We start from the raw sequence: 16,733 nt of genomic DNA, 5'->3' as shown, positions 1-16,733 counted from the left end.
GGCGGCGGGCCGGGGCGGACCTGGTCCGGGGAGGTGAGCAGGAGCGGGCGCATGGTGCCGAGCCAGACGTCGAGGTACGCCTGGTGGGCGGGCGGCGTCGGCCGCCAGACGCCGGGCTCGGGCGCCGCGGTGTACTCGACCGGCTCGAACCGGCCGTCGCCCTCCCGGAGCCTGACGACGTGTTCGGCGGCCCGCTCCCCGAAGGCGATGCCGTGGCGCTCTGCGGCGCCGTCGGGGATCCGGGCCAGGGAGGCGGCGTACTCGGCGTCGAGCCGGGTCTGGGACGCGGGGAAGAAGGCCACCAGCGTGCGGTGCGCGGCGGTCACCGCGGCGGCCTCGGGGGACGCGGTGGCGGGGCCCCTGGCCTTCCATTTGTAGAGGGCGTACCGGCCCTCGATGCCGGCCACGGCGTTGTGCACGGCGGCGGCGACCAGGCCGTGCCAGACGGCCACCTGGCCCGAGGGGTGCATGGCGCCGAGGCTCGCGCTGATCGTCCGGGTGGCGACGGCGTTCCAGTGGCGGACCGCCGACGCGTCGGCCGCGGGCGCCCGGCGGTCGTCGGCGACGGCGGTGGGCCCGGCCGCGGCGGGGACGGCGACGAGTGCGAGCGTCGCGAGGAGGCCGATGGCGGCCCGTACCCCAGGGCGGGACGAGCGGGACGGCACAAGGCGGTTGGTGCGCACTGGAGGCACTCCCTCGAAGCGGTGGGCCGGTCCGGCACACCGGATGCGGGTGCCGGTTCAAGATCAGCCGCTGTGTCCGGACCGCGCAAGCCGGGGGGCGCCAAGGGGTGTACGGGGTCCGCCGAACGGACCGAGGCCCGGACTGCGCAAGCAGTCCGGGCCTCGGGACGGGCAGGGCGGGAGCGGGTCGGTCAGACCAGCGGACGGATCGCCGTCGGCGCGTGGCCGGGTTCGGTGGCCAGCTCCTCGAACTCGGTGACGTCGCTCATGTCGACCGTCTTGCTCATCGAGATGTTGGTGATGCGCTCCAGGATGGCCTCGACGACCACGGGGACCTGGAACTCCTGGGCCAGCTTCTTGGCCTGCTCGAAGGCGGCGCCCAGCTCGTTCGGGTCGGTGACGCGGATGGCCTTGACGCCCAGGCCCTCGGCGACCTTGACGTGGTCGACGCCGTAGGCGCCCAGCTCCGGGGTGTTGATGTTCTCGAACTCGAGGTTGACCTCGAAGTTGATGCCCAGGCCGCCCTGCGCCTGGCGGATGAGGCCCAGGTAGGCGTTGTTCACCAGGACGTGGACGTAGGGAACCTTGTGCTGCGCGGCGACAGCCAGCTCCTCGATCATGAACTGGAAGTCGTAGTCGCCCGAGAGCGCGACGATCGGGGTCTCGGGGTCCGCGGTCGCGGCACCGATCGCGGCCGGGATGGTCCAGCCGAGCGGGCCGGCCTGACCGCAGTTGATCCAGTTGCGGGGCCGGTAGACGTGCAGCATCTGCGCGCCGGCGATCTGGGAGAGGCCGATGGTGGTGACGTAGCGCGTCTCCGGGCCGAAGGCCTTGTTCATCTCCTCGTACACGCGCTGCGGCTTCATCGGGATGTTGTCGAAGTGCGTACGGCGCTGCAGGGTGGCCTTGCGCTCCTGGCCGGAGGCGGCCCACGCGCTGAAGTCCGGCAGCTTGCCCTCGGCCTTGAGCTCCTTGGCCACCTCGATGAAGAGCTCCAGCGCGGCCTTGGCGTCGGAGGCGATGCCGAAGTCCGGGGCGAAGATCTTGCCGATCTGGGTGGGCTCGATGTCGACGTGGACGAACTTGCGGTCGCCGAGGTACGCGTCGAGGTTGTAGCCGGTGTGCCGGTTGGCCCAGCGGTTGCCGATGCCGAGGACGAAGTCCGACTCCAGGAACGTCGCGTTGCCGTAGCGGTGCGACGTCTGCACGCCGACCATGCCGGCGCTCAGCTCGTGGTCGTCCGGGATGGTGCCCCAGCCCATCAGGGTGGAGATGACCGGGACGCCGGTCAGCTCGGCGAACTCGACCAGCAGGTCGCTGGCGTCGGCGTTGATGATGCCGCCGCCGGCGACGATCAGCGGGCGCTCGGACTCCAGCAGGAACCGGATGGCCTTCTGCGCCTGGGCGCGGGTGGCGCGCGGCTTGTAGACCGGCAGCGGCTCGTAGGTCTCCGGGTCGAACTCGATCTCGGTCAGCTGGACGTCGATCGGGAGGTCGATCAGGACCGGGCCGGGGCGGCCGGAACGCATCAGGTGGAATGCCTGCTGGAAGACACCGGGGACCTGCGCGGCCTCCAGGACCGTGGTGGCGGCCTTGGTGACGGGCTTGGCGATCGAGGCGATGTCGACGGCCTGGAAGTCTTCCTTGTGGAGCTTCGCGACCGGAGCCTGACCGGTGATGCACAGGATCGGGATCGAGTCCGCGATCGCGGAGTACAGACCGGTGATCATGTCGGTGCCGGCCGGGCCCGAAGTACCGATGCAGACACCGATGTTGCCCGCCTTGGCACGCGTGTAGCCCTCGGCCATGTGCGAGGCGCCCTCGACGTGGCGGGCCAGCGTGTGCTTGACGCCACCGACGTTCTTGAGCTCGCGGTAGAAGGGGTTGATCGCAGCGCCGGGCACGCCGAACGCTTGCTCGACACCCTCCAGCTTGAGGATCTCCACTGCAGCGGCGGCGGCTGTCATTCGAGGCATCGCGTACTCCTGCTCGGCCAGTCGGAGGGGCTCACCGTTGCGGGCCGGTGAGCGCCACTCCATAGTTTCCATAATGCGGAATCATGATTCTGCTATACGGAAGCAATCTAGGGTGAGGTCCGGCGCGCGTCAAGAGCGGGCATTGGTTGAAGACCCTCCCCAACGGGTCGGTCTTGGTGGACGATGGGCGGCATACCGCGGTCGGGGGCGAACGACCGTCCGTGCCGCGGTCACCCCACGCACATCCGCACACGCCGACGGTCCGAGGGGGACGGTCATGGGAGAGAACGTGCCGGTGCGCTGCCCGGCATGCCGTCGCCAGCACACCTTCACGCCGCCGGTGTTCCCGTGCGCGTGCGGGGAGCCGGTGGCGCCACCACTCTTACGGGGCGCGGCCCCGGAGCGGATCACACACCGCACCTGGACCGACGCGTGGGTGACCGTCCGGTGCGGCTCGTGCGGCCGGCAGGGCCAGTGGCCGCAGCCGGAGCTGGGATGCGCCTGCGGAGTGGTGCTGCGCATACCGGTACGCCCCGTCCCCCGGCCCGCGCCCGGGACACGGCCCTCGGCCGGCACCCGCGCCGGGCGGCCGCCCGCCTCCGCCGCCGGGCACCCGCCCCACATCCCGCTGCCGCCGACGGCGGCTCCCCCGCGGCCGAAGTTCCGCCCGATGACGATCAGGACCGCGCGGGACGCGGTGACCGCGGCGGCGCTCTACCTCAAGTGGCTCGGGTTCCGCGACATCATGCAGTCCCCCGAGCGGCCGGCCTCCGGCATAGACCTGCGGGCTCCCGGCATGGTCGCCCAGGTCGACCCGACGACCCGCCCCGCCGGACTGCGCGACGTCGAGTGCCTGTGGCTGCACGGCCTCAGCGCGTCGGCGGTGGGCGTCTTCTTCTCCCTCGCCGGGTACGCCGACGACGCCCGCGCCCGCGCGGACACCCTCGGGGTCCCGCTCTTCGTCATGGACCTCACGGGCACGCCGCAACCGGTCAACCGCCCGGCCGACGAGCTGATCAGCACCGGCGCGTGAGCGAGACCGGCCCCGTGTCCACTCCCCCGCCGATGCCGCCACCGATGCCCACGCCCCCGCGCGTACGGCTCGCCGCGCCCGCGGAACTCCCCGCGCTCCAGGCCATCGAGCGCGCCGCCGGCGAACCCTTCCGCGCCCTGGGCATGGCCGCCGTCGCCGACGACGAGCCCCCCGCCCTCGAACTGCTGGCCGACTACCGGCGGGCGGGCCGCGCCTGGGTCGCCGCCGACGCCGCCGACCGGCCCGCCGCGTACCTGATCTGGGACGTCGTGGACGGCGCGGCGCACATCGAACAGGTCTCGGTCCACCCCCGCGCCGCCCGGCAGCGTGTCGGGCACGCGCTGATCACGCACCTCGCGCACGTGGCCGCCGCCGACGAGGGCCTCGCCGCGCTCACGCTCACCACCTTCGCCGACGTCCCCTGGAACGCCCCGTACTACGCGCGCACCGGCTTCCGGATCCTCAGTGACGGCGAGCTCACGGAAGGACTGCGGCGAATACGACGCGAGGAGGCCGCGCACGGTCTCGACCGCTGGCCGCGCGTGTGCATGCGGCGCGAGCTGTGAGGGACCCCGCCCGGCCTAGTCCTGGTCGCCCTCCCCGTAGCGCTCCCTCAGTTCGACCTTCCTGACCTTCCCGCTGACCGTCATCGGGAAGGACTCCATGATCCGCAGCCGGCGGGGGATCTTGTAGTGGGCGAGCCGGCCGCGGCAGTACGACGCCACCTCGTCCAGCGTCGGAGCATCGCGCGGGTCGCGCGGGATCACGCAGGCCAGGATCTCCTCGCCGTAGCGCTCGTCGGAGACGCCGACCACCTGGACGTCGGAGATCTTGGGATGGCCGTGGAGGAACTCCTCGATCTCACGCGGATACACGTTCTCGCCGCCCCTGATGATCATGTCCTTGATGCGGCCGACGATCTGGACGTAGTCGTCGGGGCGGATCACCGCCAGGTCGCCCGTGTGCATCCAGCGGCCCGCGTCGATGGCCTCCGCCGTCCTCTCCGGCTCGTTCCAGTAGCCGAGCATCACGCCGTAGCCGCGGGTGCACAGCTCACCGGCCTCCCCGCGCGGCAGCGTCACCCCCGTCGCCGGGTCGACGACCTTGATCTCGACGTGCGGCAGGACCCGGCCCACCGTGCCGGTACGGCGCTCCAGGTCGTCGTCGCGACGGGTCTGGGTGGAGACCGGGGAGGTCTCCGTCATGCCGTAGCAGATGGACACCTCCGCCATGTGCATCTCGGCGACGACCCGCTTCATCACCTCCACCGGGCAGGGCGAACCGGCCATGATGCCGGTGCGCAGCGAGGACAGGTCGTACGAGGAGAAGTCCGCGAGACCCAGCTCCGCGATGAACATCGTCGGGACGCCGTAGAGCGAGGTGCAGCGCTCCTCCTGCACCGCCCGGAGCGTCGCGGCGGGGTCGAACGACGGGGCCGGGACGACGATGCACGCACCGTGCGAGGTGGCCGCGAGGTTGCCCATGACCATGCCGAAGCAGTGGTAGAAGGGCACGGGCAGGCAGACGCGGTCCTGCTCGGTGTATCCCACCAGCTCGCCCACGAACCAGCCGTTGTTGAGGATGTTGTGGTGGGAGAGCGTGGCGCCCTTCGGGAAGCCGGTCGTGCCCGAGGTGTACTGGATGTTCACCGGGTCGTCGCAGGACAACTCCGCTTCGCGGGCCGCGAGTTGGGCGTCGGTCACCCGGCGGGCCGCATCCAGCAGCACGTCCCACGAGCCGTCGTTGATGTAGTGCACGGCGCGCAGCCCGGGGCAGTCGGGCCGTACCTGGTCGACCAGGGCCCGGTAGTCGCTGCTCCTGTGGGACTGCGAGGCGACGAGGACCGAGACCCCGGCCTGGTCGAGGACATATGCGAGCTCGTGCGCCCGGTACGCCGGATTGATGTTCACCATGATCGCGCCGATGCGGGCGGTGGCGTACTGCACGAGCACCCACTCGGCGCAGTTCACCGCCCAGATCCCGACCCGGTCGCCCTTGGCGACCCCCGTTCCGAGCAGTCCGCGCGCCACCTGGTCGACGGCGGCGCCGAATTCGGCGTACGTCCAGCGGGTGCCCGCCGCCACGTCGACCAGCGCTTCCCGCTCCGGGTACGCCGCGATCGCCCGGTCCAGGTTCCGTCCGATGGTGTCGCCGAGGAGCGGCGTGGCGCCGGTCCCGTGGGTGTAGGCCATCGCGTCGCCGGTCATCGCAGGTCCCCCTCGTCGTACTCCGTCTCCGAGCCGCGCGCCGTACGCTCGCGCAGCTCGATCCGGCGGATCTTGCCGGACACCGTCTTGGGCAGGTCGGCGAACTCGATGCGCCGGATCCGCTGGTACGGCGCGAGCACCGACCGCGAGTGCGCGAAGAGCACCTTGGCCGTGTCGGGCCCCGGCTCCCACCCCTCGGCGAGGACGACGTACGCCTTGGGCACCGCGAGCCGCAGCGGGTCGGGCGCGGGCACGACGGCCGCCTCCGCCACCGCCTCGTGCTCCAGCAGCGCGCTCTCCAGCTCGAAGGGCGAGATCTTGTAGTCGGACGCCTTGAACACGTCGTCGGCCCGCCCGATGTACGTGATGTACCCGTCGACGTCCCGCGAGCCGATGTCGCCGGTGCGGTAGTAGCCGCCCGCCATCGCCTCCGCCGTGCGCTCGGGGTCGCCGTGGTAGCCGGTCATCAGCCCGACCGGCCCGGTGGACAGGTCGAGGCAGATCTCGCCCTCGCCGGCGCCCGGCTCCCCGGTGACCGGGTCGAGCAGTTCGACGACGAAGCCGGGGCTCGGCCTGCCCATGGAGCCGGCCTTCAGCACCTGCCCGGGGGTGTTGGCGACCTGGACGGCCGTCTCCGTCTGCCCGAAGCCGTCCCTGATCGTCACCCCCCACTCGCGCCGCACGGTCTCGATGACCTCGGGGTTGAGCGGCTCCCCCGCCGCGAGCGCCTCGCGCGGCGGGGTGCGCAGCGCGCCGAGGTCCGCCTGGATCAGCATGCGCCAGACGGTGGGCGGGGCGCAGAAGCTGGTGACGCCCGCGCGGTCCATCTCGGCCATCAGCCGCAGCGGGTCGAAGCGGGTGTAGTTGTGGATGAAGACGGTCGCTTCGGCGTTCCACGGGGCGAAGAGGTTCGACCAGGCGTGCTTGGCCCAGCCGGGCGAGGAGATGTTGAGGTGCACGTCGCCGGGGGTCAGCCCGATCCAGTACATGGTGGCCAGATGCCCGATCGGGTACGAGACATGGGTGTGCTCGACGAGTTTGGGCCGGGCGGTCGTACCGGAGGTGAAGTACAGCATGAGCGGGTCGTCGGCCCGCGTGACCCCCTCGGGCCGGAAGTCCTCCGGGCTGTCGTCGGCGTCGCCGTACGCCAGCCAGCCCGGACTGCCGCCCGCCGCCCGGCCCACGACGACGCGGGTGTAGTCGCCCGGTACGTCGTCGAACTTCGCCACGTCCTCGGCCCGCACGATCACGTGCCGGGCCCTGCCGCGCTCGATCCGGTCGCGCAGGTCGGCGGGGCCGAGCAGCGGCGTGGCCGGGATGACCACGGCTCGCAGCTTCATCGCGGCCAGCGCGGTCTCCCACAGCTCGACCTGGTTGCCGAGCATGACCAGCACGCGGTCGCCCGGCCCGACGCCCCGCGCGCGCAGCCAGTTGGCGACCCGGCCCGAGCGCGCGGACAGCGCCTCGAAGGAGACCTCGGTGCTCCGGCCGTCCTCCTCGACGATGTGCAGGGCGGTCCTGCCGTTGCCCTCGGCGATCCGGTCGAACCAGTCGAGCGCCCAGTTGAACCGCTCGGGGCGCGGCCAGACGAAGCCGTCGTACGCAGCCTGGTAGTCCTCCCTGTGCCGCAGCAGGAAGTCCCGTGCCTCCCGGAACCGCTGTGTCGCGTCGCCCTGTGCCGCCATGCGTCCTCCTCGTCGCCGGACCGGTTGCCGGACCACTGCCGGGCCGCTGCCCGGCCATTGCCGGATCGCTGCCCGGCCATTACCTGATCGCTCTTTGCCATCGTGTAATCAGTGCCTGGATGTCACTACCCCCGTACGGGGGTGAAGGGAAACCCGCGTGGGGGATGCCGGCGAGGCGGTGGAGATGCAAGCGGCGCCGCTGCCCTACGCCGAGACCGTCCCGAACCGTACGTCGCGGGTGGTCGCGCGGGTCATCGTGGCGAGGACGTACTCGCCCTCCGCCACCAGCGCCGCCCGCTGCTCGCGGCCGAGCGTGCCGAACGGCTGCGCGGTCAGCGTGGCGGTGGAATCGCGGTCGGACTCCTCCAGCCACCAGATGCCCGCCAGGAAACCGTCCACCAGGAAGGTGCGGTGGCTCTGGTTGCCCTTCCAGGTCCGCTCCTTGTACCGCGCCGGGACCACCCGCGTGCGGTCCGCGTGGGACAGCAGCAGGTTGTCGAACTCCGGCAGGAAGCGCGGCGGTGCGGGCGTGTCCTCGTCGGGCCGGGGAGCGTCCGGGAGGTCGAAGAGCTCGACGCCGCGCTCGTCCCGGAAGGTGACCAGACGGGGCCGGAGGCGTTCGAACGCCTCACGCAGCCGCGTCAGTCCGCACCACGTCTGCATGTCCTTGACCGAGGCCGGGCCGAAGGCCGCGAGGTAGCGCAGTACGGTCGCGTCGGGGGGAGGGACCGGCTCGGCCGCCCGCCCGAACCACTGCTCGGCGGTGGTCAGCGTCACCTGCCCGCTCCGCCCCCACAGCCCACGCGGGGTGACCTGCACCAGCGGCAGCAGGCAGCGCGCCGCGACGCCCAGCGCGAGCGGCTCGGCGTCGGGCCACCGCTCCAGCAGTTCCTCCCGGATCTCCTTCGGCGTGCGCGGGCTCTCCTCCACGAACGCGCGGGCGGTTTCGGCCAGCCGATCCAGGTCGACGCCCGTGAGCCCCTTGCGGAAGAGCCCGAGCTCGCTGTCGCGCGCGCCCTGCACGAGGGGGCGCAGGGTGAGGCAGTCGTCCGCGGTGTGCGTGTGGATGGTGGAGCGCAAGGTGACCATGCGGGCGACCTCGCGGGAGCCCATCAGCCCCGACAGCTCCTCGGGGTCGAAGCCTTCGAGGCGCGCGGCGAGCTGGTAGTACGGCGGCTTGGTGTTCTGCGCCTGGAGACCCACGAGATGCCCGACGGCGTCCTTCGCGGACATGGCGGTACGCCGCAGCAGGAGCTGGCGCGCCAGAGTGGCGCGGTTGAGGGCGCGGTGGCTGAGCACGGCCGGCGACGCCGGTCCCTGGTTCGTCTTCTGCGAGGCCATGCTCCGCACGCTATCCGTCGTCGCGGACAGGTCCGGTCCGCGATGACGGAACGATGCCGGTGCCATTTGGGACGTATATCCTGCCCGTGCCCGACGGCGCGGCCGGCCCGCGCGCCCGACCCGACGCGGGAGGTGAGATCCGCGATGACAGAGCGACGCGTCCGTCCCGCGCTGTCCCCGATGAAGCACGCCTGGCGCAAACAGTCCCCGCCACCGGCCGGTCCTCCCTCCGGACCGCCCGCGTCCGGCGGCCCGGCCGCGTCCCCCGACGGCGTACCGCGTGACGGCGCCAGTGTCGTGCACGCCGCGCTCTACCGCGACGGGCGCCGCGTCTCCACGCCGGACTCGCTCGCCGAGACGTTCCGCCAGCTGCGCGAGTACCCGTCCGGCATGGCCTGGATCGGACTGCACCGGCCGTCCGAGGGCGAGATCCACTCCCTGGCCGCCGAGTTCGACCTGCACCCGCTGGCCGTGGAGGACGCGCTGGAGGCCCATCAGCGCCCGAAGCTGGAGCGGTACGGCGAGACGCTCTTCGTCGTGCTGCGCGCGGCGCGCTACCTCGACGCCGCGGAGGAGGTCGACTTCGGCGAGCTGCATGTCTTCGTCGGCCAGGACTTCGTGATCACCGTCCGCCACGGCGCCGCACCCGATCTCTCCGCCGTCCGCCGGCGGATGGAGGCCGCCCCCGAACTGCTGGCGCTGGGACCCGAGGCGGTGCTGTACGCGATCCTCGACGCCGTGGTCGACGGGTACGCGCCGGTCGTGGAGGGCGTGCAGAACGACATCGACGAGATCGAGACCGAGGTCTTCCGCGGCGACCCCGAGGTGTCGCGCCGCATCTACGAACTCTCCCGCGAGATGGTCGAGTTCCAGCGCGCCACCCGGCCGCTGGTGGGCATGCTGCACGGCCTGATGGCGGGCTTCGCGAAGTACCGCACGGACGAGGAACTCCAGCGCTACCTGCGCGACGTGGCCGACCACGTCACCCACACCAGCGAGCGCGTCGACGGCTTCCGGCAGGCCCTGGCGGACATCCTGACGGTCAACGCGACGCTGGTGACGCAGCAGCAGAACGCGGAGATGCGGGCGCTGGCGGAGGCGGGGTTCGAGCAGAACGAGGAGATCAAGAAGATCTCGGCGTGGGCGGCCATCCTGTTCGCTCCGACGCTGGTGGGAACCATCTACGGCATGAACTTCGAGGAGATGCCGGAGCTGCACTGGGGCCTCGGGTACCCCTTCGCGGTGGCACTGATGGGCGCTGTCTGCCTGAGCCTGTACCTGATCTTCAAGCGGCGGAACTGGCTTTAGGGACGGCCGCCGGCGGCGCCACGCGGCCGCCCGGTGTGCGATCAACGGCACCGCGCGCGACCGTGGAAGAGCAGGTGCGCCGAGGCGCGGAGGGCGCGTGCCCTCAGGTGGTGGCTCGCGCCGCCGAGGCGTCGGCGCCCGTGAGGCAGCCGCCGAAACGAGGTCCGCCATGTCGATCACCCTCAGGGACAGCAAGCACCGGGACACCGTGGCCGGCGAGCCGCCGGGCGGCGGGCCCCGGGCGCCGTACGGGCCGAGCAGCGCCGACCGGGAGAGGTGAGCGCCGATGTGCCGGTGGCTGGCCTACTCGGGGACGCCGCTGCTCCTGGAGACCATCCTGTACAGGCCCGCGCACTCGCTGATCGACCAGAGCCTGCACTCCCGCCTGGGCGTGGAGACGACGAACGGGGACGGCTTCGGCATCGGCTGGTACGCGCGGGAGTCGGACCTCACCACTCCCGCCGTCGTCCGCGATGTAGGACCGGCGTGGAACAACCGCAATCTGCGGGAGATCGCCGGACACGTCAGGTCGCGGCTGTTCTTCGCCCACATCCGCGCGTCGACGGGTACGGCCGTGCAGCAGACGAACAGTCACCCCTTCCGGCACGACCGCTGGATGTGGATGCACAACGGGGCCATCGCCGACTTCCACCTGCTGCGCAGGGAACTCTGCGTGGCGGTGGACCCGTCGCTGTTCGCCGAAATCGAGGGGTCCACGGACTCCGAGGTGATGTTCTACCTCGCCCTCACCTTCGGCCTGGAGGACGACCCTCCCGGCGCGGTCGCCCGGATGGCCGCGACGGTCGAGCGCGTGGGCCGCGCCCACGGCATCGAGGCCCCGCTGCAGATGACGATCGCGACGACCGACGGCACGGATGTCTGGGCGTTCCGCTACGCCAGCGCGGGGACGGCCCGTTCGCTCTTCTACAGCAGCCGGGTGGACTCGCTCAGGGCGCTGCACCCCGACGTGTCGTTCCTGCGGGAGCTGTCCGAGGAGACGCGCCTAGTGGTGTCCGAGCCCCTGGGCGACCTGCCGGGGGCCTGGCATGAAGTGCCGGAGCACACGTACGGCGTGGTACGGGCCGACGGGGCGGACGAACTGCTCCCCTTCGCGCCGGCTCCCTGAGCGGCGCGTTCCCTCCCGCTCGCGCGCTCCGATCGGCGCGTTCGCGCGCCGCCCGGGCGTCCCGGCCCGTGAGGCTTCATGCTGGTGCTGCCGCACCCACCGGCGCCCGGTTGGCCGGGCGGCGTCCGGGGCCGGGGCGAGAGGGAGGAAGCACCGATGGCGGAGCCGAGCGCCGGATCCGAGGCGGGGGCCGGCGGGGCGCAGCCCCGGCAGGCGGACCGGCTGCGGGACATCCTGCGGAGCCCCGGCTACCTGAAGGTGCTCGTCTTCTGCGCGCTCATCGGCATCCCGGTGTCCCTTGCCTCCTTCTGGTTCCTCGTGGGGCTCCATGAACTGGAGCACGTGCTGTGGGTGGACCTGCCGCGCGGGCTGGGCTGGAGCGCTGCCCCCTGGTGGTGGCCGCTGCCTCTTCTGTTGGTCGCCGGAGTGATCGTCGCTCTGGTCGCCACGCGCCTGCCCGGCGGGGGCGGCCACATCCCGGCCTCCGGGCTGCACACCGGTGGCGTCTCGTCCCGTGCGCTGCCCGGTGTGGTCCTCGCGGCTGCGGCGAGTCTGCCGTTCGGCGCCGTACTGGGCCCGGAGGCGCCGCTGATCGCGCTGGGCGGCGGCCTCGCCCTGCTGTTCCGCGACCTCGTACGGGCCCCGGCGACCCCGCAGAGCACCGCGCTGCTGGGCGCGGCCGGGGCCGCGGCGGCCATGGCGGCGATCTTCGGCAGCCCGCTGGTGGCCGGGGTGCTCCTCATCGAGGTCGCGGGGGTGGGAGGGCCGCAGCTGTTCGCGGTCATGCTGCCCGCCCTGCTGTCCAGCGGAGTCGGCGCGGTGATCTTCACCGGCTTCGGGCGCTGGACCGGGTTCGACACGGGCGGCCTGAGCCTCGGCCTCGCCGCGTCGTCCCCCCGTCTGGACGCCGGTGACGTGCTGTGGTCCCTGCTGATGGCCGTGGCCCTCGCGGCGGTACTGCACGTGGTGCTGGCCTCGGCCCGGCTGGCGGCGGCGTACGTCCGTACCGACGTGCCCGTGCGGACCGTCCTGTGCGCGCTGGGTGCCGCTGTCTGCGCCGCCGTGTACGCGCTGGTCACCGACCGCTCGCCGGCCGACGTCGCCTCGTCGGGCCAGGCCACGCTGAGCGAGCTGGCCGCCCACCCGCACTCCTGGGGCGTCGGCGCGCTGGTCGCCGTCCTGGTGTGCAAGGGCGTCGCGTACGCGCTGTGCCTGGGCAGCCTGCGCGGCGGCCCGATCTTCCCGGCCCTCTTCCTGGGAGCCGCCGCCGGCGTGCTGCTCGCTCCGCTGCCGGGCCTGGGCGTCGTACCCGGGATGGCGGCGGGCATGGCGGCGGCCTGCGCCGCCACGCTGCGGCTGCCGCTGAGCAGTGTGGTGCTGGTGGTCCTGCTGCTCGGCAGCTCGGACATGATCCCGGTCGTGATCCTGGCGGCCGTGGTCGCGTTCGTGACCGCCGAACTGCTGCCCGTCGGACCCGCCCGGGCCGGCGCCGGCCGGTGACGCGGCCCGCGGGGCGAGAACCTCCGGGCGCGGCGGCGCCGCACCCCGGCGGCGCCGGCCGGTGTCAGGCGTGGGGCCCCGACGTCTCGCCGTGCTCTGCGTCCCCTTCCGGTACGTACGCCGCGCACTCGGGGTTGCGGCACGGGCCGGGGTGCCAGACGGGGACGAAGACGCCGAGGGACTTGTGCCGTTCACCTCGGACACGACGGGATGCTTGCAGACCGGACAGACGTGTCGGGCCCGCGTTTCGGTCTCATGCTCGTTGCTGCCCATGTCTCCACGTCATGCCCGCCCGCCCCTTCAGGGCATACCGCTCATTCATGGATATGGTCCCGGGACGCGGTGGGCGGGCGCCCCGGCTCCTTCCCCAGCAGGCCCGTCACCCATGCGTGGAACGCCCCGATGTGGTGCTCCGCCGGGACGAGCACCCCGCCCCGCGCGTACGCCCGGGAGGCCATGGCCGGCTGCGTCCGCTCGCAGGCGTCGAAGTCCTGGACGTTCACCCGGTGGAACAGCCCGACGGACTTGTCCAGGTCCGCTCCCGACGCCACGACCGCCGGCGCGTACAGCCAGTCGCACTCCACCGCCGTGCGGTCCTCGGCGAGCGGGAACACGCGGTGGACGATCACGTGGTCCGGCACCAGGTTGAGGAAGACCTGCGGCCTGACGGTGACGGCGAAGTAGCGGCGGTCCTGCGCTTCGGCGACGCCCGGCAGCCGCCCGAAACCCGCGCTGCCGTCGACGGTGAAGCCCCGCGCCTCCTCGGCGAACCGGGCGCCGTGCCCCACGGAGGACTGGGCCGCCAGGCCGTCCGCGAACTCCGGCAGCACGTGGGTGAGCTCGGGATGGATCGTGGCGCAGTGGTAGCACTCCATGAAGTTCTCGACGATCAGCTTCCAGTTGGCCGCGACGTCGTAGCGCACACGCCGCCCCAGGGCCAGGTGCTCGGTCGCGTACCGCTCGATCGCCGCGCTGTCGCCGAGCCGCTCCACGACAGCGCCGACGACGGTGTCCTCGAAGGACGGCGGCTCGTTGGCGAGGCAGATCCAGGCGTAGCCAAGCCATTCCCGCAGGGCGACCCGCACCAGCCCGTACTCCGCACGGTCGACGTCGGGCATCCGCCGGAGGTTGGGGGCGGCGACGAGCGTGCCGTCCAGGCCGTACGTCCAGGCGTGGTACGGGCACCGCAGGGTGCGCCGCACCTGCCCCGCGCTCTCGGTGCACAGCCGCGCGCCGCGGTGGCGGCAGACGTTGAGGAAGGCGCGCAGCTCGCCGGTGCGGGTGCGCGTGACGAGGACGTTCTCCCGGCCGGCCTGGACCGTGCGGAAGGCTCCGGGGCGGTCGAGGTCGGCGCTGCGGACGGCGCAGTACCAGAGCGACTCGAAAATGCGTTCCTGCTCGGCGCGGAAGATCGCGGGGTCGGTGTAGAAGTGGCCGGGCAGGGTGGCCAGCAGGCTCGCGGTGGTGGTCATGTCGGTGGGCTGCCTCTCGGCTCAGGCGATGGGCGCGGCGGTGAGCCGGCGGGGGTCGAAGAGCGCGATGGGGTGCTCGGTGTCGCCGGTGAGGGCGAGGTCGGCGAGGATCTCGCCGACGACGGGCACGAATTTGAAGCCGTGGCCGGAGAACCCGCAGGCGACGGTGACGGCGTCGGGGTGCGCCGGGTGGCGGGCGATCACGAAGTGCTCGTCGGGGGTGTTGGAGTACATGCAGGTCGCGGCCTTGAGGAAGGTGCCGGGCAGGGCCGGGACGTGGCGGGACAGGTGGTCGGCCATCGCGGCCACCTCGTCCTCGCGCACGGTGCGCTCGATCGTCTCGGGCGTGCAGGGCGTTCCCTTGCGGAAGAACGCCACCTTGGCGCCGCGCGACGGGCCGTCGATCGCGGGGAAGCCGTAGACCTGGACGCCGTCTGCGTCCTCCCAGATGTAGATGGGGTGCTGGTCGGGGAGGAAGGGCCGGACGCCGCCGGTGGGCTGGAACCAGTACATGACCTGCCGCTCGATGGTGAACGGCACGCCGAGGTCGGTGAGCAGCCGGGGGGCCCACGCGCCGGGGCAGACGACGAGGTGCCCGGCCGTGTATGTGTCCTCGGCGGTGTGCACCCGCACGCCCCGGCCGCCCCCGAGCGCCTCCCAGCGGATCATCGGTTCCTCGAAGTGCAGGTCGGCGCCGCGCTGGGTGGCGAGCTGCACGTGCGCGGCGACGGTGTTCTCGGGGCGGACCAGTCCGGCCCGTTCCTCGTGGAGGGCGACTTCGTCGTCGCGGGGGGTGAGGGTGGGGAAGCGCCGGCGGATCTCGGCCGCGTCGAGCATCTCGTGGGGCAGGTCCCACTGCCGGGCGGAGAGCAGCGAGCCCGCGACGGTGCGCGACGCGGGGCGGCCGACCATGACGCCGCCGCAGAGGGTGACGACGTCGCGGCCGGTGTCGCGTTCGAGCTGTTCGTAGAGTTCGTACGAGCGCAGCAGGAGCGGTACGTACGCCGGGTCCTCGAAGTAGGACTGGCGGGTGATGCGCGAACCGCCGTGGCTGGAGCCCCTGCTGTGGACCGGGCCGTACTTCTCCAGGCCCAGCACCCGGGCGCCGCGCGCGGCGAGGTGGTGGGCGGCGGCGCTGCCCATGCCGCCGAGGCCGACGACGATCACGTCATGGGTGGGTGGCATCTGCCGGAACCTCGCTCACGTGAGGATGTGGGTCATCTGCGGGTCGAAGAGCGGCTCCTCGGCGACGGTCGCGGCCGTCTTCTCGCCGAAGTAGACGATGTGCACGGGCGTGCCGGGAGCGAGGGGCGGCAGCCAGGCGTAGGCGACGCAGCGCCCCAGGGTGTAGCCGTAGCCGGCGCTGGTGACGTAGCCGGCCGGGCGCCCCCCGACGTACACCGGCTCGTGGCCGAGGACCACGGCGGCGCGGTCGTCGAGGGTGAGGGCGGTGAGCCGGCGGGCCGGCTCACCGCGCGCCGCGTGGGCCAGCAGGGCCTCGCGGCCGGTGAAGTCGCCCTTGTCCATGCGGACGGCGAAGCCGAGGCCCGCTTCGTACGGGGTGTGTTCGGACGTCATGTCGTGGCCCCAGGCCCGGTAGCCCTTCTCCAGGCGCAGGCTGTCGAAGGCGGAGCGGCCGGCCGCGACCACGCCGTACCGCTGCCCGGCCTCCCAGAGGGTGTCCCACAGCCGGAGCCCCAGGTCGGCGGTGGTGTAGAGCTCCCAGCCGAGTTCGCCGACGTAACTGAGGCGCATCGCGGTGACCGGGACCTCGCCGATGTGGGTCCGCCGGGTCCTGAAGTAGCCGAGGCCCTGGTGGGAGAGGTCGTCGCGGGTCAGCGGCTGGACGAGGTCGCGGGCGAGCGGGCCCCAGACGCCGACGCAGCAGGTGCCGGCGGTGATGTCGCGGATCAGTACGTCGTCGGGGGCGGCGCGCAGCAGCACGTCGAGGTCGGCGGGCGAGTTCGCGCCGATCTGGAAGTGCTGGTCGGCGAGGCGGGCGACGGTGAGGTCGGAGAGGATGCCTCCGGCCTCGTCGAGGAGGAGGGTGTAGGTGACCGCGCCGGGCTTCTTGGCCACGTTGTTGGTGGTCGCGCGCTGGAGGAGGCCGAGCGCTCCGGGACCGGTGACCTCCAGGCGCCGCAGCGGCGTCATGTCGTACAGTGCGACCCTCTCGCGGGTCGCCCTCGCCTCGGCGGCGGCGGCCGGGGACCAGTGCGTGGCGGACCAGGCGTCGCGCGAGGGGAGGGTGAGGGAGGCGGCGAGCGGGGCGTTGGCCTCGTACCAGTGCGGGCGTTCCCAGCCGCCGCCCTCCAGGAAGTGGGCGCCGAGCCGCGACTGGCGGGCGTGGAAGGGGCTGACGCGCAGCGGGCGGGGCCGCACGGGGGGCGGGCGCGGATGGA

General features: G+C 72.6%; 12 protein-coding genes and 1 pseudogene. 5 read left to right on the top strand and 8 right to left on the bottom strand.

The window, feature by feature from the left end; all coding sequences use genetic code 11:
- Together E2E34_RS19085 and gcl are read right to left on the bottom strand one after the other, a co-directional pair.
- A pseudogene (locus tag E2E34_RS19085) lies at nucleotides 1–683 on the bottom strand (vanadium-dependent haloperoxidase); the annotation flags it as partial.
- Between the two features lie 191 nt (nucleotides 684–874).
- Entirely contained in the window at nucleotides 875–2,659 is a 1,785-nt protein-coding gene (gene gcl / locus E2E34_RS19080; protein ID WP_138903136.1) for a glyoxylate carboligase, read from the bottom strand.
- Between the two features lie 277 nt (nucleotides 2,660–2,936).
- Between gcl and E2E34_RS19075 the strand changes: the two genes are divergently transcribed.
- Entirely contained in the window at nucleotides 2,937–3,692 is a 756-nt protein-coding gene (locus tag E2E34_RS19075) for a hypothetical protein (protein WP_138903135.1), read from the top strand.
- Nucleotides 3,693–3,736: 44 nt separating this feature from the next.
- Nucleotides 3,737–4,258 carry a GNAT family N-acetyltransferase gene (locus E2E34_RS19070; RefSeq protein ID WP_138903134.1) on the top strand — a complete coding sequence of 174 codons (522 nt, stop codon included), beginning with the start codon at nucleotides 3,737–3,739 and terminating at the stop codon, nucleotides 4,256–4,258.
- A 15-nt stretch (nucleotides 4,259–4,273) separates the two neighbouring features.
- On the opposite strand, the gene E2E34_RS19065 is transcribed toward E2E34_RS19070, so the two are convergent.
- From E2E34_RS19065 to E2E34_RS19055, 3 genes are all read right to left on the bottom strand, one after another.
- Nucleotides 4,274–5,899 (bottom strand): AMP-binding protein, encoded by a 1,626-nt coding sequence (locus tag E2E34_RS19065; RefSeq protein ID WP_138903133.1) that lies wholly within the window; start codon nucleotides 5,897–5,899, stop codon nucleotides 4,274–4,276.
- The gene (locus E2E34_RS19060) at nucleotides 5,896–7,584 is read right to left on the bottom strand and encodes an AMP-binding protein (RefSeq protein ID WP_138903132.1); all 1,689 of its coding nucleotides are present in this window, start codon (nucleotides 7,582–7,584) and stop codon (nucleotides 5,896–5,898) included. The genes E2E34_RS19065 and E2E34_RS19060 overlap by 4 nt, the downstream gene beginning before the upstream one ends.
- 204 nt (nucleotides 7,585–7,788) lie before the next feature.
- Nucleotides 7,789–8,925: a winged helix DNA-binding domain-containing protein gene (locus E2E34_RS19055; RefSeq protein ID WP_138903131.1), complete on the bottom strand. Its 1,137-nt coding sequence runs from the start codon at nucleotides 8,923–8,925 to the stop codon at nucleotides 7,789–7,791.
- 144 nt (nucleotides 8,926–9,069) lie between these two features.
- Here E2E34_RS19055 and E2E34_RS19050 point away from each other — a divergent pair, with 144 nt between their 5' ends.
- From E2E34_RS19050 to E2E34_RS19040, 3 genes are all read left to right on the top strand, one after another.
- Nucleotides 9,070–10,233 (top strand): magnesium and cobalt transport protein CorA, encoded by a 1,164-nt coding sequence (locus E2E34_RS19050; protein ID WP_138903130.1) that lies wholly within the window; start codon nucleotides 9,070–9,072, stop codon nucleotides 10,231–10,233.
- 286 nt (nucleotides 10,234–10,519) lie between these two features.
- Nucleotides 10,520–11,359 (top strand): class II glutamine amidotransferase, encoded by an 840-nt coding sequence (locus tag E2E34_RS19045; protein ID WP_138903129.1) that lies wholly within the window; start codon nucleotides 10,520–10,522, stop codon nucleotides 11,357–11,359.
- A gap of 156 nt (nucleotides 11,360–11,515) precedes the next feature.
- On the top strand, nucleotides 11,516–12,859 hold the full coding sequence (locus tag E2E34_RS19040) for a chloride channel protein (RefSeq protein WP_138903128.1): 1,344 nt from the start codon (nucleotides 11,516–11,518) through the stop codon (nucleotides 12,857–12,859).
- A gap of 314 nt (nucleotides 12,860–13,173) precedes the next feature.
- Here the strand turns inward: E2E34_RS19040 and E2E34_RS19030 are convergent, their stop codons facing one another.
- From E2E34_RS19030 to E2E34_RS19020, 3 genes are all read right to left on the bottom strand, one after another.
- Nucleotides 13,174–14,331: an aromatic ring-hydroxylating oxygenase subunit alpha gene (locus E2E34_RS19030; RefSeq protein WP_138903127.1), complete on the bottom strand. Its 1,158-nt coding sequence runs from the start codon at nucleotides 14,329–14,331 to the stop codon at nucleotides 13,174–13,176.
- 21 nt (nucleotides 14,332–14,352) lie between these two features.
- On the bottom strand, nucleotides 14,353–15,516 hold the full coding sequence (gene solA / locus E2E34_RS19025; protein WP_138903126.1) for an N-methyl-L-tryptophan oxidase: 1,164 nt from the start codon (nucleotides 15,514–15,516) through the stop codon (nucleotides 14,353–14,355).
- Between the two features lie 15 nt (nucleotides 15,517–15,531).
- On the bottom strand, nucleotides 15,532–16,733 hold a 1,202-nt coding region (locus tag E2E34_RS19020), incomplete at its 5' end, for an aminomethyl transferase family protein (protein ID WP_138903125.1).

It is taken from the genome of Streptomyces albidochromogenes (assembly GCF_005981925.1).
Taxonomy (GTDB): Bacteria; Actinomycetota; Actinomycetes; order Streptomycetales; family Streptomycetaceae; genus Streptomyces; species Streptomyces albidochromogenes.
This window is presented reverse-complemented; position numbering and strand designations above follow the sequence as displayed.